The sequence below is a fragment of the Enterococcus pallens ATCC BAA-351 genome, from assembly GCF_000407485.1.
Lineage (GTDB): Bacteria > Bacillota > Bacilli > Lactobacillales > Enterococcaceae > Enterococcus_A > Enterococcus_A pallens.
On sequence record NZ_ASWD01000008.1, the window covers coordinates 114,489 to 136,438 of the forward strand.

The window sequence follows — 21,950 nt, forward strand, 5'->3', positions numbered from 1 at the left end:
TGTTCTGGAAAGGACGAATGTACATATGAAACTTACCTTAGCAATTGATCTTCTAGAAAATGAGTGGAACATAGTAGAACCCAATAAACCTGTTTCACCAGTACCGCTGATTTTTGCCACCTTCTTGATCGACAAAAAACGCCTGGCCTTTGACTTGAACAATCAGCCTAAGCTGGCGCGTAACGATGAACGGGATTTAAAGAAAATTCTGAAGCTGCTGCGCACGAATCATCGGGAATATTTGCAGGCACTGGATCAGGATCTGCTGCTTTCAAATAATGAGCATCTTTTCCAGCAACAGCTGCTGGTACAAGCTCTGCTTCAAGAATTACGGAAGCTTGAAGCGGCCGATGAACTTAAGCTGATTCGCCTGGAGCTGACTGGCGGCTGGCCGCTGTATCAAACAGAAGAAGGCCTGCTGGACTTGTCCTACGAGGAAGACTAACAAAAAAGCAAAGTGACTGAACTAGTTTTCATTCGGCCATTTTGCTTTTTGTTTGAATGAGGCTTGATACCTTTCATTAACGGTTTTTAGGAATTTCTTTTACAATGAAGAAAAGGGCTAATGAAAGGAAGTAAGTAAGATGGTATTAGAATATTTTGATGGACAAGCAAATTTTTTTGACGATTACAAAAAAGTAGTAAAAGATGAAGACTTCGATAAACAAACCGTAATTGATGATGTAATGGCGCAATTGAGTTTGCCAGCTGATGACGGCAAGCTAAGCTACACGCTTTCCGGCAGCAAAACGAAAAGCGGCAAGTCATCAAGCTTCCCCTTTAGAAAAGAGTTAGTTGCTCGTGACCCTGAAGCAACGGTGGACACTCTTTACTTTTATGAAGGTGCGCCTTACGAATTTGATTTACAAGAAGACGAACAACCATAGTATCCGACAGTTTCTGTGAAAGCAGAGACTGTTTTTTTGAGTCGTTTTAGCAGACAAATGACAAGGACTTTTATAGGCTAGGAGATGAGGTGATTCAAATGAAGAAAAAATTCGGTTTCTGGTCTATTGTTCTGCTGACGATTAACTCCATTGTCGGCTCGGGAATTTTTCTTTCGCCAGGCAGTGTACTGGAGCTGGCGGGGACCTACACACCAATGGTCTATATTGTTGCGGCATTATTTGCAGGAATCTTAGCATTAACCTTTGCTTCGGCAGCCAAGTATGTTAGTCAAAACGGTGCCTCCTACGCGTATGCGGAAGCTGGTTATGGGAATCATATCGGTTATTACATTGGAATCACACGGTATTTTGCTATGGCAATTGCTTGGGGTGTTCAGGCGACAGCAGTGGTTCGGCTGGTGCTGGTCATGTTTGCAGGAGCTAACGGCGTGACCTATCCTCGTTTAACCATCGGCTTCTTTTTATTGATGGCCGGGTTATTCTTAGTGAATTTGTGGGGAACGCAAGTGGTGAAATGGGTGAATAATCTGTCCACACTTGGTAAGCTGTTGGCTTTAGTAACTGCGATTGTCGCTGGAATTTGGGTCTTTCAACAAACCGGAGTCAACCATTTTTCAGAGATTAATCAACTGACGGCTCAGGATGGAACGTCTTTAATTCCGCCAATGACGAGCACCTTATTTGTCAGTGCAGTAGTTACCGCTTTTTACGCATTAGCTGGTTTTGAGAATGTAGCTACTGCCTCTGAGGAGATGGAGAATCCGGCGCGGAATTTACCACGGGCTTTGCCGATTGCGTTTCTAATTATTATTGGGGTGTATGTAAGTCTGGTGACGGTAATCATGCTGATTAATCCCGAGGCTGTTTTGCTAAGTCATTCACCAGTTGCTTTAGCAGATGCCTTCAGTAATCCAATTGTCCATCGAATTGTGTTATACGGTGCCTTGATTTCTATGGTGGGGATTAACATCGCATTATCCTTTAATGTGCCCCGTATTTTGGACGCAATTGTGGAGGAACATCAATTACCGCAGCTTTTGGCACGTAAGAATCGTTATGATGTGCCAGTCATCAGCTACAGCATTACGGTGGTACTGGCGATCTTGATTCCAGTAGCGTTTAACTACCAAATGACGGAAATTATGGTGATCAGTTCGATTTCACGCTTCCTGCAATTTATTGTGGTACCGCTAGCGGTTATTCGCTTTTATTACGGACGGGAAAAGCAGCCTGTTTTGCAGCAGGTGCATCATAACTGGTGGACAGATGTACTTGTGCCATTACTAGGGTTCATCATTACCGTTTTCTTACTGCTTAAGTTCGATTGGGTTGCTCAATTTACCCAAATGATTAACGGTGAACGGCATCTCAATCTATTGGCAATTGGAGCGATGATAATGGGCTTCATCATTATGCCGGCATTGTTGTACTGGTGGAACAAAAAAAGCTTAAAGCCGCGGCTTTAAGCTTTTTGCTTTAATAAATTAACCCAGTAACTATGGCACTCAGAAAGCTGACCAAGGTAGCACTCAATAAAATCTTCAAGCCATTTTTAGCAACCAAATTACCTTTTTCCTCATTCAAGCCCTTCATCGCACCGGAAATAATACCGATGGAAGAAAAGTTAGCAAAGGAAACCAAGAAAACCGAGACAATCGCAGTCGTCCGTCCGCTGAAATGCCAAGTTCCCTTTGCCAGTTCAGTCATCGCCACAAACTCATTAGTCACTAGCTTAGTGGCCATTAAGCTGCCGGCAGAAACGGCTTCATCCCATGGAATTCCTGTCATAAAAGCAAGGGGTGCAAAAATGTATCCTAGAATTTCCTGGAAGGTCAGCCCCGTAATTTTACTGAAAATGAAATTGATCATCGCAATCAGCGCCACGAAACCAATCAGCATAGCCGCAACGGTAATGGCCACATGGAACCCATCTAAAATATATTCTCCCAGCATCTGGAAGAAGGTTTGCTGGTCAGATTCCTCAATTAGCAGCTCATCTTCTTGCTGCGCCAATTGGTAAGGATTAACCAAGGATGAAATAATGAAGCCGCCGAAAAGGTTCAACACTAACGCAGTAATCACATAACGAGGTTCCAGTAGTGCCATGTAAGAGCCCACGATGGACATTGAAACAGTCGACATGGCAGAAATGCTCATGGTCGTTAGCCGTTTTTCTGATAAGAAAGGCAGCTCCTTTTTAATTGAGATAAACACTTCCGATTGACCCAAAATAGCTGAGGCGATCCCGTTATAGGATTCCAGTTTGCCTAAGCCGTTAATCTTGCTCAAACCTAAGCCCACCCATTTCATAAAGAGCGGCAAAATCTTGATATAACGCAGAATACCAATAATAGCTGAAATAAAAACGATCGGCATTAAAACCGTCAGGAAAAAGGGTGCTTCTCCTTTATTAGCAATGCCGCCAAAAACAAAGCTTACGCCTGCTTGCGCAAATTCCAATAAAGCGGCAAATACATTCGCCAGCCCACCAACTAAGGTAGTTCCGAAGGTTGTCCGCAGCAGCAGAAAGCCTAATAAAAATTGTAAAACCAGCATCACAAGCAAAGGCCAAAGTTTAATTTCCTTGCGATTGCTGCTAATCCCGTAGCTTAAGCCCAGCACTAGCAAAAGGCCAATAATTCCTATGATAAATGACAAAGAATCTCCTCCTACAAATATAATCTGTGACAGGTTACGACTTTTTATAACGAAAAGCGAGTAAAAACTCTTCCGCCGAGCAATTTTTTTAGCAGGATATTATATAGAAAACACTAACAAATTAAGGTTTCTCTTGCGCAAAAATCATTGGATAGGGTAAACTATGATATGCTTTTAACAAACTATGAAAAGAAGGGTCACCATGGATAAAGACAAGAAACGTGTGCGGCTGCCCCGTTATCAGCAGGTCGCAGTCGAGATTGCCGAACGAATTGCCGATCAGCGCTATGCGGTAGGGCAGAAAATTCATGCTCGTTCTACCTTGGCGAGTAACTTCAATGTATCACCAGAAACAGCCCGCAAAGCGATCAATGTATTAGTAGATTTAGAAATCATGGAAGTTCGTCATGGCAGTGGTGCATATGTTCTTTCCCGTGAAAAAGCCCAAGCCTATTTAGAAAAATACAAAGATGTTCAATCCATTCAGGAAATCAAAAAGGAAATCCTGGACAGTGTGGAGCAGCAAAAACAAGAGCTGGAGAACTTCTCCCATCTTTTGGATCAGCTGGTTTCTCAAACCAAACGGGTGCATAATTTTGCGCCGTTTATTCCTTACGAACTGAAGCTGACTGCCGAAGCTCAGCACCTGAATGCGACGGTCAATGAACTGAACCTGTGGCATGAGACCGGTGCAACGATTATCGCTATTCAAGATGAGGATGAATTACTCTTGTCCCCAGGCCCCTATGCGAAGCTGACTAATGGGTGTACTTTATTCTTTGTCAGTACCGAGTTAGGCTTCCAGCGGATGCAGAATCTTTTTTATCCCGATCAGTCACCAGAAACTAAATAATGCAACCAGCCCCTCAATCGCGTTCGTTTGATTGAGGGGCTTTATTGCGGGTTTTCTGAAAACTTCCACATAGCCTTTGACAAAAGTGACCATACGGTGTTACTATAATATGGTCACTTTTTGAGGAGGAATTTGTTTGAGTAAAGTTAAGGTAGAACATTTAACCAAAATATTCGGCAAACGGCAGCAGCAAGCCCTAGCCATGATGAAAGAAAATAAAAGCAAAACAGAGATCTTAAAGAAAACCGGTGCAACCGTGGGGGTTTATGATGCCAGCTTTGAGGTCAACGAAGGGGAAATATTCGTAGTCATGGGTCTTTCCGGAAGCGGGAAGTCCACCATGATTCGTTTGTTAAACCGTTTAATCGATCCAACATCTGGGGAAATTTTTATTGATGGACAAGACATTGCCAAGATGAACAAGGAAGAGCTGCGAGAAGTTCGTCGTCATAAAATCAATATGGTTTTTCAAAACTTTGGCCTCTTTCCACACCGAACCATTTTAGAAAATGCGGAGTACGGCTTGGAGGTTCGCGGTGTACCCAAAGAAGAACGCCAAAAGTTAGCAGAGCAAGCCCTAGATAATTCTGGGTTGCTTTCATTTAAAGATCAATACCCAAATCAATTATCCGGTGGGATGCAGCAGCGGGTTGGCTTAGCGCGGGCTTTAGCCAATGATCCTGAGATTTTGTTGATGGATGAAGCTTTCTCAGCCCTTGACCCATTAATTCGTCGGGAAATGCAGGATGAACTGCTGGATCTGCAATCCAACGTCCAAAAGACTATCATCTTCATCACCCATGATTTGAATGAAGCGCTACGCATCGGTGATCGGATCGCTTTAATGAAGGATGGCGAAATTATGCAGATCGGTACTGGAGAAGAAATTCTGACCAATCCAGCCAACCAATATGTTCGTGACTTCGTGGAAGATGTCGATCGTTCTAAGGTGTTAACAGCAGCCAATATCATGGTGCCAGCCTTGACTACCAACATCGAAATCGATGGACCAAACGTAGCCTTGAACCGGATGCGTAAAGAAGAAGTCAGCATGCTTCTAGCTGTTGACCGCAAACGGATGCTGAAGGGCAGCTTAACGGCTGATAAAGCGTTGGAAGCACGACAAAAGAATTTATCCTTGAAGGATGTCATTGATAAAAACGTTCGAACCATTCCGAAAGACATGCTGGTAACCGACATCTTCAACCTGATTTTCGATTCTCCTACACCATTAGCAGTAGTTGAGAACAATCGTTTAGAAGGCGTAGTTATCCGCGGCAGTGTGCTGGAAGCATTAGCAGCAACTACCGATGAGCAGACAGAAGAACTGGAAGGAGTGACTGCAAATGACTAATTTCCTACAACAAAGCTTACCGATTGCTGACTGGGTTGAAGCCTTTACTGATTGGCTGACCAGCACCTTTGCCGGACTATTTTCTGCCCTACAGCATGGTGGACAGTTCGTTATGGATGGCATGACTGGCATTTTAACGTCGATTCCAGCCTTGCTTTTAATTGCAGTAATTACCGTGGCAGCTTTCTTTATCTCCAATAAAAAATGGGGACTGACTGCCTTTACCTTGATAGGCCTGTTGTTTATTTACAATCAGGGCTTGTGGACGGATCTAATGAGTACCGTTACTTTAGTTATCCTGTCTAGTGTCATTTCGATTGTAATTGGTGTGCCGCTAGGAATTCTGATGGCTAAAAATGAAACAGCTAAGACGATTATTACACCGATTCTGGACTTTATGCAGACCATGCCTGGTTTTGTCTATTTGATTCCAGCGGTTGCCTTCTTCGGTATCGGCATGGTACCAGGGGTATTCGCTTCAGTGATTTTCGCTTTGCCGCCAACCGTTCGTTTTACGAACTTAGGAATTCGTCAAATTCCGAAAGAACTGGTGGAAGCCTCCGATTCATTTGGTGGAACAGCTAGTCAAAAATTGTTCAAGCTAGAATTGCCATTAGCGAAAAGCACCATTCTGGCTGGTGTGAACCAAACCACCATGCTTGCTTTATCAATGGTAGTAATTGCTTCGATGATCGGCGCACCTGGTCTAGGACGCGGCGTATTGTCCGCGCTGCAACGTGCCCAAGTTGGTAACGGCTTTGTTAATGGTTTAGCGCTGGTTATTTTGGCGATCATCATTGACCGCTTTACCCAAAACATCAACAAACCTAAGCAGCAAAAAGCCAAACAAACCGCTGGCAGCAAGAAAAAAGCAGGGATTTTAGTAGCTGCTGCAGCCGTAGTTGTAATCATCGGTTCAGTTGCTTTTGGCGGAACAAAGGATGCAACTAAAGGCAGTGTGAATTTATCCTACGTAGAATGGGATACAGAGGTTGCTTCCACTCACGTAGTCGGTGAAGTCTTGAAAGACATGGGCTACCAAGTGAACCTGACCCCATTAGACAATGCAATTATGTGGGAATCCGTTGCTAAAGGCGAAACCGATGGAATGGTATCTGCCTGGCTGCCAAACACCCACAAAGCCCAATATGCTCAATACAAGGATCAAATTGATGATCTAGGTGTGAACCTTAAAGGAGCTAAACTAGGCTTAGTCGTTCCAGATTATATGGATGTTAATTCTATTGAAGACTTAACCGACCAAGCCAACAAAACCATCACAGGGATCGAACCGGGAGCCGGCGTAGTAAATGCCGCTGAAAAAACCGTGTCCGACTATCCGAATCTAGCTGACTGGAAGGTAGCAACTTCTTCTTCGGGAGCCATGACTGTAGCGTTAGGTCAAGCGATCAAGAACAAGCAGCCAATCGTGATTACCGGCTGGTCTCCCCACTGGATGTTTGCCAAATACGGCTTGAAATATTTGGAAGATCCGAAGGGCTCAATGGGCCAAGCCGAATCCATTCACACGATTGCTCGTCAAGGTTTAAAGGAGGATCAACCAGAAGTCTACAACGTATTAAAGAACTTCCATTGGACCAAGGATGACATGGAAAGTGTCATGCTGGCGATCAACGAAGGACAAGACCCAACCGATGCAGCTAAAGATTGGATTGCTGCTCACCCAGAGCAAGTTGCTGAGTGGAAGAAATAAGAAGAATCAGTAATTGATTTACTGAAAAAGAAAGACTCTCTTTGAATTCTGATATTCAAAGAGAGTTTTTTTGACTATTGAAAGTAGGGTAAGGTCAGGTTTTTGAGCACGTTCTTTTCTTAAAATGAACCCCAATAATATCAAACAATCCTTCAGAGACTAAAATGAAAGCAAGGATAGCACCGATGGCAAGTAGTAGCGGGAAAATAGAAGTAGTACTATCACAAAAGAAGTATAGTAAGAATACTTAGTAGCAAATAAGAAGTGCTGCTTCGCTGTCTTACTCTCTCTATTTCAAAAATAACCAATTGCGACATTGGCAGTTTTTTTTACGCTCGTTGCTACTATAAGCGAATGAGCTAATTCGTGGTGTAAAAGATGGATATTTTCAAGTCTTACTATGAAATTCTATAAGAGGAACAAAATTTATTGATTCCTACTTCAACTTTTTTATTAGGAATAGCTTTACTCTTGACTTGGAGTTAACTCCAAGGTGTATGCTTTAATTATTGAATTGAAAGAAGGAATGTGCAGTGACAAAAATCTTGATTATTGGTGCGACAGGATCTATTGGTCAAGTAGTTAGAGAAGAGTTGTTAAAACGAGCAGGTGTTGAACTTACCCTTTTTTCTCGAACAGCGAATCAACTTAATTTAATAAATTCGAAAAGAGAAACTGTAATATCTGCCAATGTATTTGATGAAGAAAAGTTGGACAACGCGTTGAAGGGACAAGAAATAGTTTTTGTTGCATTAAGTGGAAATCTTGAAAAAATGACAAGTGCGGTAATTCATTCAATGAAGAAATTTAACGTAAAACGTTTGATAGTTATTTCATCTATGGGAATCTATAATGAAATACCTGATTCGATTGGAGCTTCTGGAAATTTAGCGTTCAATCCTTTTTTACAAACGTATCGAAATGCTGCAGATGTAGTTGAGTCTAGTGAATTAGACTACACTATTATTCGCCCAGGTTGGTTTGATAATGGTTCAGATGAATATGAAATCACCTTAAAGGGTGAACCTTTTGGTGGACATAATGTTTCAAGAAAAAGCATTGCTGACTTAGTTCTTCGTCTAGTTGATGATCCAACAGTTTATTTAAGAAAGAGTATTGGTATCAATCGTCCAGAATAAAATGAGAAAAGTTTATTGTGATTGAAGAGCAGTTTATTTTTTCTAGAGTAGTTTACTTTTTCAATTTAGAAAATAGGAGGTATTTTTATGAGTAAAGAAGTAGTATTGGTTACCGGGGCAGGTCAAATTTCATTGGCTATTGCCAGACGAATTGGTTATGGAAAGAAGATTATTTTAGGTGATAAAAAGATTGATAATGCACAGAACATTGCTAAGACAATGATTGAAGCAGGTTTTGATGTAGAAATAATCGAAATGGATCTATCTTCACGTGACTCAATAAAAAAAATGATTATTCTAGGTCAAAGATATGGAGAAATTAAGTATTTAATAAATGGAGCAGGTGTCTCACCTTCACAGGCGTCAATTGAAACGATTTTGAACGTTGACCTTTATGGAACCGCTGTGCTTTTAGAAGAAGTTGGTGAGGTCATTACAAGTGGTGGTAGTGCAATAGTGATTTCTAGCCAATCTGGTCATCGTATGCCAGCATTAACAGAAGATCAAGATCGTGCTTTAGCAATGACAGACACTGAAAAATTACTAGCGCTTGATTTTTTACAAGTGGATCAAATCAAAGATACACTGCACGCTTATCAACTTGCAAAACGTGCAAATGAAAAACGTACGATGTATGAAGCGGTTCGCTGGGGAAAAAGAGGTGCTCGTATCAATGATATTGCCCCAGGAATTGTAGTCACTCCTCTCGCTTTAGATGAGTTTAATGGAATACGTGGAGATTTTTATAAAAACATGTTCAAGCAGTCTCCTTCTGGAAGACCAGGTACAGCGGATGAAATTGCGAATGTTGCAGAATTTTTGCTCAGTGAAAGAGCCGTATTTATTACAGGTTCCACTTTTCTTGTTGATGGAGGAGCAACTGCTTCATATTTTTATGGTCCTTTGAATGAAAAAACTAACTAATTATAAGATAGGAGAATGATTATGAAAGTAGCAATGTTTATTGAACCAGGAAAGATGGAGATTCATGAAGCAACTAAACCTAAGATTGAGAAAAAAACAGATGCGCTTATCAAAATTGTACGTACTTGTGTTTGTGGCTCGGATTTATGGTGGTTTCGAGGAATATCGAAAAGAGACCCTAATACGTATGCAGGACACGAAGCGATCGGAATTGTAGAAGAAGTGGGAGAAGAAGTATTAAACATTCAACCAGGAGATTTTGTGGTTGTCCCCTTTACTCATGGTTGTGGCGAGTGTGCAGCTTGTAAAGCCGGATTTGATGGGAATTGTTCAAATCAAGAACAGGGAACAAATGCTGGTTACCAAGGCGAATATCTACGCTATACAAATGCCAATTGGGGATTAGTCAAGATTCCTGGACAACCTTCAGATTATTCAGAAGAAACACTGAATTCACTCTTAACTCTTGCAGATGTGATGGCTACTGGTTATCATGCAGCAAAGACTGCAGAAGTCAAACAAGGTGATACTGTAGTAGTTATGGGAGATGGAGCTGTTGGTTTATGTGGCATTATTGGTGCAAAATTACTTGGTGCCAAAAAGATTATTGCAATGAGTCGTCATAAAGATCGCCAAGAATTAGCGCGTGAATTTGGCGCAACAGATATTGTAGTTGAGCGTGGAGACGAAGCGGTAAAAAAAGTGTTGGAGCTTACAAATGGTTCTGGAACAGATGCAGTTTTAGAATGTGTAGGAACAGAGTTATCGGTTGAAACAGCAGTTAAAATTTGTCGTCCAGGAGCAATTGTAGGACGTGTCGGGGTGCCACAACAAGCCGAAATGAATACAAATTCTCTTTTCTGGAAAAATATAGGACTTCGGGGAGGAGTTGCATCTGTCACGACTTATGATAAAGAAATTCTTCTTGACGCAGTTTTAAGCGGGAAAATCAACCCTGGGAAAGTATTTACTAAAGAATTCTGCTTGGAAGATATACAGAAAGCTTATGAAGCTATGGACAGACGAGAAGCAATTAAATCGTTAATCATTCTAGATAAAAACTGATAATATCAAAATAAGACTTTATATCAATGATAAGAAAATAGATGAAGGAATGTTCGAAGAATAGTCTTTAATTAATGGAAAGTTTGAAACTTGGCGAATGTAATACGATCTTATTTTGTTGCATTTGCAAAATCAGTTGCATCCCTTGCAAATTTAAGAAAAATTTGTTTGCCTTAAAACCGTTTTTTAATCACACGTTTTGAGGCCAATATAATCTATTCTATAGTAAGATCATGTTTCAATTACTCGTCAAGGTCTAGAGAATGATCAACGAAGGGCAAGACCCAACCGATGCAGCTAAAGATTGGATTGCTGCTCACCCTGAACAAGTCGCTGAGTGGAAAAAGTAATTAAAATATCATAATAGATAAGGTATTTTGTTCACAAGAAATAAGAGAAAACAACAGTTGAATTGACTAGAAAAGAAACGCTCTCTTTGGATTTCGATATCCACAGAGGGCGTTTCTTGTTGTTTTTTAATGAAAATGACAATTTGTTAAAAGCGATGTTAATATTCTTGTGATTTTTTTAAAATTGAAAAACGTTGATATATCAATGTTTTTGTAAGGTTTCTGATGTGGTATACTTCTTGGTATGAAAAAAACCACGATGCGGATCGTCTGTTTCCGTCGTTTTTTTATGTGGAGCTGAATAAAGTCATCTAAATTGTAGTATGTTTCTTTAGTCAGGTCAACAGTTTTATTCATAAAATGCATATTTTTTTTAAAATATTGAAACAAATCAGTCAAAATGGATGACCTAACAGGAGGCGAAGCTGGTTTATCACCCGTCATTTCCGCCGTCAAACAGAAAGGAAGATGTTAACAGTGAGCAAACGAGGCGAAAATATTTATAAACGCAAAGATAAACGCTGGGAAGGTCGTTATCGTAAAGGCCGAACCATCGATGGCAGAATTCAGTATGGATCCATATACGGGGATACTTATCAAGAGGTCAAGGAAAAGCTTTATCCCTATAAAATAAAATACCAGACTATTATTCAACTGCAAGGAGTTGGCAGTGTTCCCCTGTCAGAATGGGTTGGTGTTTGGTTAGCGGAGTTTCAAAGTAAATGGAAGCCAGCGACCTACGCCAATTACCACCACAAATTAACCAAATACGTTTTAACGAAAATCGGCAATCAGCCTTTAAATACATTAACGCAAGAGAGCCTGCAGCAGCTGGTGGATCAGCTGGAGCGGGAACCGTTGAGCCCATCGACGATTGAAGTGATCTTTCGTATTTTGAGCAATTGCCTAAATCAGGCGGTTCAAAGAGAATTGCTCCACAGCAACCCCTGTCTAAAGGTTCAACTGCCGCGCAAGACCCAAAATAAGGTTCGCGCCCTAACTAAAAAGGAGCAAAGAAGCCTAGAGTGCGAAGCTCAAAAGGTTCCAGCAGCAAAAGGTTTACCAGTACTCTTGGCCTTACAGACCGGCATGCGGATTGGCGAAATAGCCGCTTTACAATGGAAGGATATTGATTTCGACAGCAACCTAATCCATGTGGGGCATACTTATCAACGAGTTGCCGCTCTTACAGCTGAAGGAAAAAAGAGTCAGCTCGTTTATGGAGAGGCTAAGACCCGATCATCTAAACGGGTGATTCCTATCACGGATAAGCTGAAGAAGCTTTTGTTGAAGGCGCAGAGAGAAGCCAACCATCATTTTGTATTCTCGATTAACGGGCATCCCTGTGAACCGCGCCTGTTAACCCGCTATTTTCATCAGCTTCGAGAACGAGCAAATTTGAATCAGATTCACTTTCATCAGCTGCGCCACACCTTTGCTACTCGGTGTATTGAAGCCAGGGCGGACATTGCTTCAGTAAGTGCCTTATTGGGACATTCATCCGCAAAAATGACGTTGGATATCTATGCCGATGCGATGCTGGAGCAGCGGATTCAAGCCATCCATCTAATGGCTGCAGCCTAATAAAACGTTTTCAAAAAAATCCTCATTCCTCATTAGTCTCCCCTTTTTTTGCTTTCTCCAGGTAAACGCTTGCAAAATTATGTAAACTAGATTAGAAACACATTTCCTCTTTTTTCCAGCAGTTTTTCTCCCTCAAAGCACCTTCCAAAATTTATAAGCCGTCTAAAATGGTCAGAAGCCACTCTAAAGTCAATAACGACAGGCGTTCTTTCTCTTCTCCTAGTTTTTTTCAAACTAGGAAGCGAATGAAGGAGATCTGCCGATTTATTTCACTATTTTATTATAAATGAACGTTATTTAACAGTAGGAAGATTCTCTTGTTTTGCGATTAATTATTTCGCAGAAACGAAGAGCTAAAACGGCTAGATAACATTCACCAGAGCCACTGCTGGCGGATTGTTTATAAATCTAAATATGAAGTGAAGGGGCTGATTGATGAAAAGACACTTTAGGCGCCAAACAAAATGGGGAAGTTAGCGAATTTCGCTAAAGATTTTACACGAAACTGTTGCAAAAAAAGGAGAGAAATCATTGAAAAAGACGAAACTTATTAGTTCACTTGTCGTATCCGCTACTTTGGGTTCTGTAGCAGCCGCTCCAGTGGTCAGCCAGGCAGCTGAAGCAACCGACAACACAGAAACAACACAAAAAAACTTTGACGAAACCAAATTTGTCGAGCTGGAACAAGCAGCGAAAGACCGAGTAGAACAAGCTAAGTCTGACTTAGCCAAGGCCCAAGAAGCTTTAGCCAAATTGGAAAAAGAAACACCTGAGCAATTAGCAGCCGGCAAACAAGCCATCGAAGACAAAAAAGCTGAAATGCCAGCCGCTCAAGAAGCATTAGCGGCAGCCAAAGAAGCAGTGGCAGCTGAAGAAGAAAAGATGGAAGCCGCTCAGAAAGATTACGATGAAATCGTCGCTATGGCGCAAAACGAAATCGACACAGCTCAAGGCTTAATTGACGAAAAGCAAGCCATCGCTGACGAAGCTAAAGAAGCAGTAGCAGCCGCTCAAGCCGACTTGGATGAAGCAATTGCTGAATGGAACGCTGAACAAGAAGCACAACAACCAGCAATTGATGAAGCAAACCAAGCAATTGCTGATGCTGAAGCGAAGGTTCAAGCAGCAAGAGAAGCGTTTAACGCATCAGAAACAGCTATCCAAGAAGCAAATATTGCGTTGGAACAAGTTATTAATAAGATCAACGACCAATACAACGTAATTAATCAAGCAAATGCTGAAAAAGACGCTGCTCAAGCAGCCGTTGTTCAAGCACAAGTGAACGCAGCAGATGCAGTAAACAACTTTAATATCTTGGCAGCAGAATTGCCAGCAGCGCAAGCCGCTTATGATGCAGCCCAAGCTGACTTAGCATCTATGGCTCCAACATTGGACAATGAAATTGCAACCTTCCAAGCAGCAATTGCTGTTCAAGAAGGTATTCTTGCAAGTCTTGATCCAGCAGATCCAGCCAATGCTGCAGCGATTGCAGCTGCTCAAGCAGAACTGGCTAATCTACAAGCATTTTTAGCTTATTCTCAAGGAGAAAAAGATGCACTTACGAATGCTGTAGCAGCTGCCCAAACACAATTAAACAATACAGCTGCTGCCTATGCTGCTGCTGAAGCTGCTATTGGCACAACTGAGGCTGAACTGCAAAATGCTTTGGTTGCTCAAGAACAAACCAACCAATTGGCTGACGAAAAGATTGCTGAAGCCCAAGCGATTATTGACCAAGGTCCAGCATTAATCACTGAAGCAGAAACGGCTGTCCAAGAAGCAAACATCAACCAAGAAGAAAAACTTGCTGAAATGAATGCTGCTGAGGCAGAACAAGCAGAAGTAAATGCAGAATCTCAAGCAATCATCGATGAAGCCCAAGCTGCCATTGATGCAAAACAACCAGCAATCGACGAAGCCGAAACAGCTCTACAAGAAGCAAACCTTGCTTTGGAAGCTGCCCAAGCAGAAGTAGATGCGATTACTGCTGAGCAACAACCATTCATTGATTTCGCCAAAGAAACAATCAAAGAAGCAGAAGCAGAATTACAAGTTCAAAAAGACGCATTGGCAGCTGCCCAAGCGAGCGAAGCTGAAGCACAAAAAGTCGTTGACGAGCTGAAAGCTGCAATTGAAGATGCGAAGCAAGCCTACGAAGATTTAGTAAAATCAACGACAGCTGCTCTTACAGATGCTAAAAATGCAGTCAAAGAACAAACAGCTGCTGTCAAAGCTGCAGAAGATCGTTTAGCAGGCTTACGTGCTGGTGCCGCTGATGCCAAAGCTGGCAACAAAAAAGCGGACGTCTCTGGGGAAAGCGAAAGCTATCAATTAGGTTACGCTGACGGTTACGCTTCAATCGTTGCACCAGATACTATCGATGTAGACAAAGCAGAAAAAGAAGCTGATAAAGTTGTTGATAAAGCAGTAAACAAAACAACTGGAACGGTTCAAACAACAGCTGCGAAAACAGTACCAGTAACAGCTGGTGGAACTTCAGAAAAACAATACCCACAAACAGGTTCTGCCGAAACACTAGCCGCTTCATTAATCGGCTTAGGTTTAGTTTCAGCTACCGGTGCCGCAATGCTGCGCAAGAAATACCGCGTGTAAAGCAATCCAGAAACGCACTGAAAGCCGGTCTTTTAGTGCGTTTCTTCTCTTACATATTGATGCAGAAAGGATGTTTTTCGTGTCTTCGTTAGAAATCAAACTGGCCGATGGAGAAGTTTACATCATGAGCGGCGGCAAGCTGAAGAAACGATCACCCATTACTGCTGCTCAGAATACGCTGGATAAAACTGCCATTCAGTCAAAAATCGAAGCCCTCGATTTTTCCAATGAAATGACTAAAAACGCCTATCTCTATCGCCTGCAGGAATGCAAAACCGAAAGTGAACTCAATGACCTAATCGAAGTCATCGCAGTGGGAGAAGAACAGCTCTATTTCATTCAAAATGATCTCTTCCAGCTTCTCGAAAAATATATCTGGCGGATTCAAGAGCTTCATTACCTGTCATTAATGCGCAAAAAGAGTTTGATTGAAGAATTGATCACCTGCGAATTACAAGACGAGATGGAAGAATTATATCTTAAAGCCGTAGTGGAAGAAGAAGTCCTCAAAATCAGCCATGAACTTTAATAATGTGTTGGCTGGTCTAGTTAGGATAAGCGAAAATAGTTAAACCGCATTACAATACGAAAGCCAACCCTATTGCGACTAGGATTGGCTTTTTTTGTTCACTGTAATCATAAATGTGTGGATTAAACGGACTAGTTACACTATCGATTGTTGTCTTTGTCCTGCTAATGAGTAGTATGTCATTCTAACCTACCTTTTATAGGTAAGAAATTGACTTTTAGAGCATACAATCTACTACCGCTAATCGGTTATTTTCATCTCAAAATGCTCTGACAACCAAGTATACGTATTATTAGTAAATCGATCGATTTCTGCCAACTTTTTTTCTGTAAGGTGATCAAAATCGTCTTCATCAGCTAGCTTTCCTAAATATAGATCATTTACATCGACGAATACGCCTACACCATCAGGAAAAAGCCAATATTTGGTTAAAATCACATAACTTTGAGAAATTTCGCCTAATTCATCGGACAAACCACTTGAAGGACTAGAACTAATAACTATACCAGTTTTTACATCGCCGATATTATGTTGCTGGTATAGAGTTAGGAAAGAGCCCTTCTCTTTCATTTTCTGCATCGTTACGCTTTCTAGTAAATTACCTGTAACCCGCACAGCGGTAACCCGATCTGACTCAAATCCGTTCGCTTTGTCATACATATGCTTTTTCCCGTCATTGACTATTGGAAATTGAGTGATGCTATTTTTTACCATCAATAAATTGTTGACTGGATCATAATTTTTAGTTGCGATGAGAGTGGTTTCGTTCAAGTGATTTTCTATACTTGAAAAATCGTTTATTTGAAGGGTATAACCATTCCCAAAATTGAGATTTTCCCCATTGAAACTAAGATCGTATTTCTTTACTTTTTGATAGTCAGGTGGGAATTGAATCGATAAGTTTTGTTTGAATATTGGAATTTCTGTGAAGGGTTGATCTGCTTCAATCTGATCAAGCTTTTTTTGTGAAATATTTACGATTCCTTCAGACACCTTCATAGCGACCATAGCTGCCAGGAAGGGACTTGCGGCAGCTAACCCAATGGCGATAATTCCTAATAGAACCATTTTTCTAAGTTTTTTTTCTTGTAAAATTTTTAATTTAGGTTTTTCAAAAAGTTGATCATACTTTTCTGAAAAATTATTCTTTTTGCCCAGATGCGTTGTCTCCTTACTTAACTGCTTCTTTTTCTATTACAGTTTCTTCTAATTCGTCTTTCAAGTATCTATTATAATCGTTGACAATGGATTCACTCAATTCAATAAGTATCTTATCAAGTTCTTTTTGCGTATTTGTAAGTTGGCTGCTATCAATTGCGGTCTGTTCGAATGCTGCTCTTCTTTCTAAAGTGTTCGAAAAAGCAGGTAAACTTCGGTAAAGGAAGTTATCATATAAGACAATATCTTTAGGTTTATCCATTAAATATTTAAATATCTCTTTGCTCGCCGTAAGAGCGGAGTCTAAATACTGCTGATTATTTTCTACTTTTGTCACTGCTTTTTCGGCTGTTAGGATTTGTGATTTTGCTTCTCCCAATGTTTCCTTAAAAATTTTTAGATCCCGATTACTCAAGTTATGATCATCCTGAAAAGCATGAACTGCCAATAATTGTGCAGCCTTTAGTTTGGAGCGTTTCACTAATTCAAAGCTGATAACAAGTAAACCGACAACTAAAATTATTACTAAAATATAGAAATACATCTTTTTACTCTCCTGACAGAAAACTTTCTCATTACAGAGAAAATTAAGTTAATTAGGTTCATTTTTCAGTTGTATAGATAACAATGCAATCCTGTAAGAAATCATCCTCATCCTGTCCCAAATGAATACTATCATAATAGACAGTATCGTATTTTTGAGCTACTTTTACCCCAATTCGCTGAGAAATATCTTTGGTATCTAAGAAATCTGATAAACCGTGAATCGTATCAATGTCAAAGCCATAGATAGAAATACGGTTTAAGTAATCTTCTTGAATCTCCTTTGCAAAATCCCAGAATAAATATTCAAACAAATGAAGAAATTCAGGATTTCTCGTTTGTTCAGGAGTTGATAGAAAGGGTGGTATCTCGTGAAGGTTTGTTTCACCATAGGTTTCATAGATCACATCAGATACATGTTGTATTTTCACTAGATATTCTTTATACATCCTTGTTCCTCGTAATACCAAAACTAGTTCGCCAACCCATCCCAATACTAGAAGGAAGATCGCAATCCACCAAGCTAAACCATAATTAAAAAAAGAGAATCCCTTAACTTTAACTAAATAAAGGCTATAGATAGAGACTAACAAGATAAATATCAAGGTTGATAATCGTGTTAACTGAAGAAATTTTTTTCTGATTTTTTCATGTTTTTCAATGCGGAATGTACTATTATTCAAGTCTTTTATTGCATCCTCATATGTGATCATTCAATCAAGCCCCTCTAATGTCAGATAGATCCAGTATATCTTAAATGTTTTTCTAAAGGTAGTCGATTTTTCAAATTTGTGAAAATCCGTTTCATGAAACGCAATAATAAATTTCTGTTCAAAACAAATAAAAAAGTGCTAAGAATACAATTATCTTTCTTTAGCACCGTAATGAGCAGGGTTAGAGTTGTTAATATAGAACAATCAGTTTAGTAAGAGTGTGATCTTTGGACGTAAATTACAAGTGTTAAAAGGTTCCGTTTTTTAGCCCGACCTACCACGAGGTCTTTTATCAGCCGGAGAAGCTTTGCAATAGATGCTGATGTTTGCGGTTTAGTTGTACCTTAGACGGGATTTTTTACAAAATAATAAAAAGAGAGATGATCAATGAAGCGAGTTTTACCTGCATTGATCAAGCTCAATTGGAGATGTTCAAATATACTGAAACCTATTGCAACAACAATCGACTGCATTCAGCATTGAATTATCAATCACTAGGTCTTTGAAAAGGAACATTCCTAAATTTTCTTAACTTTTTGTCTAATTTATTAGGTCAATTCCACTAGAGTCGGTATTTTTCAAGTGCACGATACAGAGAAATCCTATAATGACAAATTTACCTACTCTCCACGTAGAAAGACTAGTTCAAAGTTTTAGTTTCGGCTAATTACAACAAAATGAGACTAATAATCCCATTTATTCAATTATCAAAGATCGCAGGTCGCCGACAGATTGGCAGAAAAAGCTAAATACCACCCTCAATTATGTAGAACCCTTCTACTCAAAGCAGAGGTGCTGCGCGCATAACACCTCAATGAAGCACCGTTTAAGACGGTGACTGTGAGTAGTGCTTATTTCTTGTGGTGTCGATCAATGGTGATGATCAAGGTGGCAAAGGCTATCGCCAATGTCAACGCCTGATACACAGTCATGGCGGAAGTCCCTTTCCTAGGATGAACATGGGCATCACTCCTTTCTAAGAAGCTCAGCCACCGCAATAAACACTGCTAAGTATTGCGATAGGTAGCCTACTAAGTGTCCATTAGAGGATTATCTTTTGGGCTTTCCCCCGCTCCACACCGTACGTGAGACTTTCACCTCATACGGCGTTCCATGTTTAAGTTAATCATTATTAGCATTCTAAAATTGAGTTATTATTATTATTATTTTTTAAAGTTATTATATTTTAATAGCTTTTTTTTCTGCTAAAATTCTCAGTTGATTGACTTTTTCTAGCTGAGTTTTGTCTAAGTTTAATTTTGTTATTAGGCGTTGTATTGTCAAAATCTGATTGGCATGAATGATCTGATGTACTTCTTTAAGAACCAGCGTCAAATTATTATATGAATCGTCCCGTGTTCTGCTCCAGAGAACTTTGTGATGACAATGCCACTCATTATCTTTAAGTAGGTTACCTGTAACACTACATTTTCCCTTTTGGGAAATATATAAAGCAATTCTGTTGTCATTGAGTTCCACGGTTCCACGTTCTCCCTTAATAGGATGATTTCTCAACCAGCGCAACTCGACTTCTGATACGTTTTGAAGGCTTTTATGAATTTTGTTTCTACCCTCAGAAGTATATTTATTTACGACTTTTTCTTTCGCCATGGCTTTTTTTGTCTTCACACATGAAATAGAGATTATCGGGTATTTCATTAAATAGTTAATATTTTTGGACTTTAGATAAGGACGTAACCCTTTGTCTTTACCTGAGTATTTCCCATGTCTTGTGAATCCATTGGTGTTAATGATTTTTCCATCGCTATTGGTTGCTTTTGGGAATCTGTTATACATTTTGGTAACAAGTGGGTATTGCATATCTCTTAGACAACGAAAGACTTGAGTGGCTATCCTATAATAGTTATGTTTCCCAATTACTATCGAATTGTATCGGTAGATTTCCTGTAATGTTTTTGAGGATTGAGGGCTTTTTTGTATTTTTTTAATTTGTTGATTCAGCTCTCGATAAGTCTTCTCAATCGCTTTTTGGCTCATTCGAGTACGGGCAATATGTTTCCGCCTTTTTTTAACCGCCTTTATTTCAAAGCCGAGAAACTCGGAAGAGTTTCGTTTGAGATTCGTTATTTTTGATTTTTCTTCTGAGATTGAAAGTCTTAACCTCGTTTTTAACCATTTTTGAGTGGATTGGAAAATTTTCTCAGCGCTTGAACGATTATTGGTGAATATCTTGAAATCATCCGCGTACCTCACAAGATGCATCCGCTTAAGCTTCGTGTTGTTCAATGCAGATAGTTTACTTGATTTTCTAGAATATACTTTATGACTTGGAAATTCATCCCACTGACTTTCAATCCATTTGTCGAACTCATTTAAATTGATATTGGCAAGCAAAGGTGATAGAATTCCGCCTTGTGGAGTGCCCTTGTCAGGGTGAATAATATCGCCATTTTCCAGTTTTAATGGAGCTTTGAGTATTTTCCTAATAATAACTAAAAGCGACTTATCACGTATTCCCATTGACCATAGTTGTTTCATTAATTTTGAATGGTTGACCTCATCAAAAAAGCCTTTAATATCTATGTCCACGACATAGAATCGTTGAGCGACGTTGACTTGTGTAGCACACTCTGCTATCGCATTTTCTGCGCTACGATTCGGTCTAAAACCATAACTGCGCTCAGAGAAATGGGCTTCCGCAATAGGTTCTAACACCTGAAGTATACTCTGCTGTATTAATCTGTCCCAAATACTTGGAATACCCAACGGTCGCATTTTCCCGTTGGGTTTGGGGATTTCTTTTCTTTTTACCACAGAGGGGTTGTAGTTTTCCAGCTTTCTTTTCATCTTTTCAAGATATTGGGGTTCACTAAGATTTCCAATGTCTCGGATTGTTTTAAAGTCACAAGAAGGAGTAAAGCTTCCTTTATTTCTTTTAATGTTCCGATAAGCGAGTAGAAGATTTTCCTTACTCATGATCAATTTCATCAAAGAATGAAATTTTTGGTTTTTAAACCCTCGTTGGTATAAGTCATCATAAATACTTTGAACGCCATAATATTCATTATTTCTTAGCTTTTTATCTTTTAGAGCCGTTTCCTCAATTTTCAATATCTCCACCTCTTTCGTACAATGTATGATTTGAGTGGACTTTTTGTCATACTCGAACATTGATAAAATAGAATGAAAATAATTGTTTTCATTTTCTTAAACACTTGTGGCTGTTCCTCATTCTCTCATTACAAGAGTTGTCAACGGTCGTGCCACTACTTTCATCGGATATTAAGAATAGTTATATTCAAGAATTTTCTATTCAACTTATACCGTCGTATCTTTTCTGTTAAGAGAAAGAACGTTACCCGCTTCCGACGTTCCTTATTGACTATCTTTAATAAAACTTAGGTGCTCACTATACTCCGTTGCCAGCTCCACGACCAGTTATCATGTGAGGAGATTACTTACTGCCTGATGTGTTCATTCCTCTGGCAAAGTGCCTTTTAAGCACGAGAGCTATTTCTAACCCTTGAGTGTTACGAAGCGTACATTCGCAAGTTCGTCAGATGTTTACATCATTCTCACCATATTTTATTGACTCCATACATTAATCGTCCAGTTCCATTAGATTTATTAATTCTTTTGGCTTTCGACAGCTAAATTGTTTCGGTTTACTTTCATGCATATGTTACCCAGCTATGGTTGCCTTTACCGTATACGTTACGATAAAAGGTTAGGGCATATTAGAGGATACGTTTCAGGGCGTTACTCCATCATTCCAGTATCTTATCAATAAAGTTCAGTTCTTGATTTGGCAAAGCCAACGAGTGAACTGCTAGTCTCCCTGATAACTTATTAGGCTATCTTTTGACTAGAACGTCTCGCACCAG

Annotated in this window: 19 protein-coding genes; 13 read left to right on the forward strand and 6 right to left on the reverse strand. The window is 40.0% G+C overall.

Translation table 11 applies throughout. The annotated features are described in order from the left end of the window. The first annotated feature begins 25 nt into the window (after window positions 1-25). From I588_RS25525 to I588_RS25535, 3 genes are all read left to right on the forward strand, one after another. A complete protein-coding gene (locus I588_RS25525; RefSeq protein ID WP_010758672.1) occupies window positions 26-445 on the forward strand; it encodes a hypothetical protein in 420 nt (139 codons plus the stop codon). Between the two features lie 139 nt (window positions 446-584). Beyond that, the gene (locus I588_RS25530; protein ID WP_010758671.1) at window positions 585-887 is read left to right on the forward strand and encodes a DUF5960 family protein; all 303 of its coding nucleotides are present in this window, start codon (window positions 585-587) and stop codon (window positions 885-887) included. A 98-nt stretch (window positions 888-985) separates the two neighbouring features. After that, the gene (locus tag I588_RS25535) at window positions 986-2,374 is read left to right on the forward strand and encodes an APC family permease (protein WP_010758670.1); all 1,389 of its coding nucleotides are present in this window, start codon (window positions 986-988) and stop codon (window positions 2,372-2,374) included. A gap of 10 nt (window positions 2,375-2,384) precedes the next feature. Here I588_RS25535 and I588_RS25540 read toward each other — a convergent pair whose 3' ends face one another. Next, window positions 2,385-3,566, reverse strand: a complete 1,182-nt coding sequence (locus tag I588_RS25540) for a NupC/NupG family nucleoside CNT transporter (protein ID WP_010758669.1) — start codon at window positions 3,564-3,566, stop codon at window positions 2,385-2,387. A 202-nt stretch (window positions 3,567-3,768) separates the two neighbouring features. Here I588_RS25540 and I588_RS25545 point away from each other — a divergent pair, with 202 nt between their 5' ends. From I588_RS25545 to I588_RS25585, 9 genes are all read left to right on the forward strand, one after another. Further along, window positions 3,769-4,419: a GntR family transcriptional regulator gene (locus I588_RS25545; RefSeq protein ID WP_010758668.1), complete on the forward strand. Its 651-nt coding sequence runs from the start codon at window positions 3,769-3,771 to the stop codon at window positions 4,417-4,419. A gap of 136 nt (window positions 4,420-4,555) precedes the next feature. Further along, entirely contained in the window at window positions 4,556-5,773 is a 1,218-nt protein-coding gene (locus tag I588_RS25550) for a quaternary amine ABC transporter ATP-binding protein (protein WP_010758667.1), read from the forward strand. Beyond that, window positions 5,766-7,487, forward strand: a complete 1,722-nt coding sequence (locus I588_RS25555; RefSeq protein WP_010758666.1) for an ABC transporter permease/substrate binding protein — start codon at window positions 5,766-5,768, stop codon at window positions 7,485-7,487. The genes I588_RS25550 and I588_RS25555 overlap by 8 nt, the downstream gene beginning before the upstream one ends. Before the next feature lie 533 nt (window positions 7,488-8,020). Next, window positions 8,021-8,626 carry an NAD(P)H-binding protein gene (locus I588_RS25560; protein ID WP_010758665.1) on the forward strand — a complete coding sequence of 202 codons (606 nt, stop codon included), beginning with the start codon at window positions 8,021-8,023 and terminating at the stop codon, window positions 8,624-8,626. Between the two features lie 87 nt (window positions 8,627-8,713). Beyond that, a complete protein-coding gene (locus tag I588_RS25565) occupies window positions 8,714-9,550 on the forward strand; it encodes an SDR family oxidoreductase (RefSeq protein WP_010758664.1) in 837 nt (278 codons plus the stop codon). Window positions 9,551-9,571: 21 nt separating this feature from the next. Next, window positions 9,572-10,615, forward strand: coding sequence for a zinc-dependent alcohol dehydrogenase family protein (locus I588_RS25570; RefSeq protein ID WP_010758663.1), 1,044 nt, complete (start codon window positions 9,572-9,574; stop codon window positions 10,613-10,615). A gap of 818 nt (window positions 10,616-11,433) precedes the next feature. Further along, window positions 11,434-12,549 carry a tyrosine-type recombinase/integrase gene (locus tag I588_RS25575; protein WP_034694046.1) on the forward strand — a complete coding sequence of 372 codons (1,116 nt, stop codon included), beginning with the start codon at window positions 11,434-11,436 and terminating at the stop codon, window positions 12,547-12,549. 531 nt (window positions 12,550-13,080) lie between these two features. Next, entirely contained in the window at window positions 13,081-15,162 is a 2,082-nt protein-coding gene (locus I588_RS25580) for an LPXTG cell wall anchor domain-containing protein (protein ID WP_010758661.1), read from the forward strand. 79 nt (window positions 15,163-15,241) lie between these two features. Further along, the gene (locus I588_RS25585; protein ID WP_010758660.1) at window positions 15,242-15,691 is read left to right on the forward strand and encodes a hypothetical protein; all 450 of its coding nucleotides are present in this window, start codon (window positions 15,242-15,244) and stop codon (window positions 15,689-15,691) included. Between the two features lie 240 nt (window positions 15,692-15,931). On the opposite strand, the gene I588_RS25590 is transcribed toward I588_RS25585, so the two are convergent. From I588_RS25590 to I588_RS25600, 3 genes are all read right to left on the reverse strand, one after another. Beyond that, entirely contained in the window at window positions 15,932-16,759 is an 828-nt protein-coding gene (locus I588_RS25590) for a hypothetical protein (RefSeq protein WP_010758659.1), read from the reverse strand. Between the two features lie 103 nt (window positions 16,760-16,862). Next, entirely contained in the window at window positions 16,863-17,393 is a 531-nt protein-coding gene (locus I588_RS25595) for a 5-bromo-4-chloroindolyl phosphate hydrolysis family protein (RefSeq protein WP_010758658.1), read from the reverse strand. A gap of 58 nt (window positions 17,394-17,451) precedes the next feature. Further along, window positions 17,452-18,105 (reverse strand): hypothetical protein, encoded by a 654-nt coding sequence (locus tag I588_RS25600; protein WP_010758657.1) that lies wholly within the window; start codon window positions 18,103-18,105, stop codon window positions 17,452-17,454. 326 nt (window positions 18,106-18,431) lie between these two features. On the opposite strand from I588_RS25600, the gene I588_RS28260 reads away from it, so the two are divergent. Then, on the forward strand, window positions 18,432-18,611 hold the full coding sequence (locus tag I588_RS28260) for an IS3 family transposase (protein ID WP_211279462.1): 180 nt from the start codon (window positions 18,432-18,434) through the stop codon (window positions 18,609-18,611). Between the two features lie 345 nt (window positions 18,612-18,956). Here I588_RS28260 and I588_RS27760 read toward each other — a convergent pair whose 3' ends face one another. After that, a complete protein-coding gene (locus I588_RS27760; protein ID WP_155857165.1) occupies window positions 18,957-19,103 on the reverse strand; it encodes a putative holin-like toxin in 147 nt (48 codons plus the stop codon). A 181-nt stretch (window positions 19,104-19,284) separates the two neighbouring features. Then, window positions 19,285-21,177 (reverse strand): group II intron reverse transcriptase/maturase, encoded by a 1,893-nt coding sequence (ltrA, locus tag I588_RS25605; RefSeq protein WP_010758322.1) that lies wholly within the window; start codon window positions 21,175-21,177, stop codon window positions 19,285-19,287. Between the last annotated feature and the right edge of the window lie 773 nt (window positions 21,178-21,950).

Bases quoted from the DNA above. Each gene is read 5' to 3' on its own strand.
- I588_RS25570 (WP_010758663.1), top strand. From the start codon at position 9,572: ATGAAAGTAGCAATGTTTATTGAACCAGGAAAGATGGAGATTCATGAA.
- I588_RS25600 (WP_010758657.1), bottom strand. From the start codon at position 18,105: ATGATCACATATGAGGATGCAATAAAAGACTTGAATAATAGTACATTC.
- I588_RS25590 (WP_010758659.1), bottom strand. From the start codon at position 16,759: ATGGTTCTATTAGGAATTATCGCCATTGGGTTAGCTGCCGCAAGTCCC.
- I588_RS25575 (WP_034694046.1), top strand. From the start codon at position 11,434: ATGTTAACAGTGAGCAAACGAGGCGAAAATATTTATAAACGCAAAGAT.
- I588_RS25595 (WP_010758658.1), bottom strand. From the start codon at position 17,393: ATGTATTTCTATATTTTAGTAATAATTTTAGTTGTCGGTTTACTTGTT.
- I588_RS25535 (WP_010758670.1), top strand. From the start codon at position 986: ATGAAGAAAAAATTCGGTTTCTGGTCTATTGTTCTGCTGACGATTAAC.
- I588_RS25525 (WP_010758672.1), top strand. From the start codon at position 26: ATGAAACTTACCTTAGCAATTGATCTTCTAGAAAATGAGTGGAACATA.
- I588_RS25555 (WP_010758666.1), top strand. From the start codon at position 5,766: ATGACTAATTTCCTACAACAAAGCTTACCGATTGCTGACTGGGTTGAA.
- I588_RS25545 (WP_010758668.1), top strand. From the start codon at position 3,769: ATGGATAAAGACAAGAAACGTGTGCGGCTGCCCCGTTATCAGCAGGTC.
- I588_RS25530 (WP_010758671.1), top strand. From the start codon at position 585: ATGGTATTAGAATATTTTGATGGACAAGCAAATTTTTTTGACGATTAC.
- I588_RS25565 (WP_010758664.1), top strand. From the start codon at position 8,714: ATGAGTAAAGAAGTAGTATTGGTTACCGGGGCAGGTCAAATTTCATTG.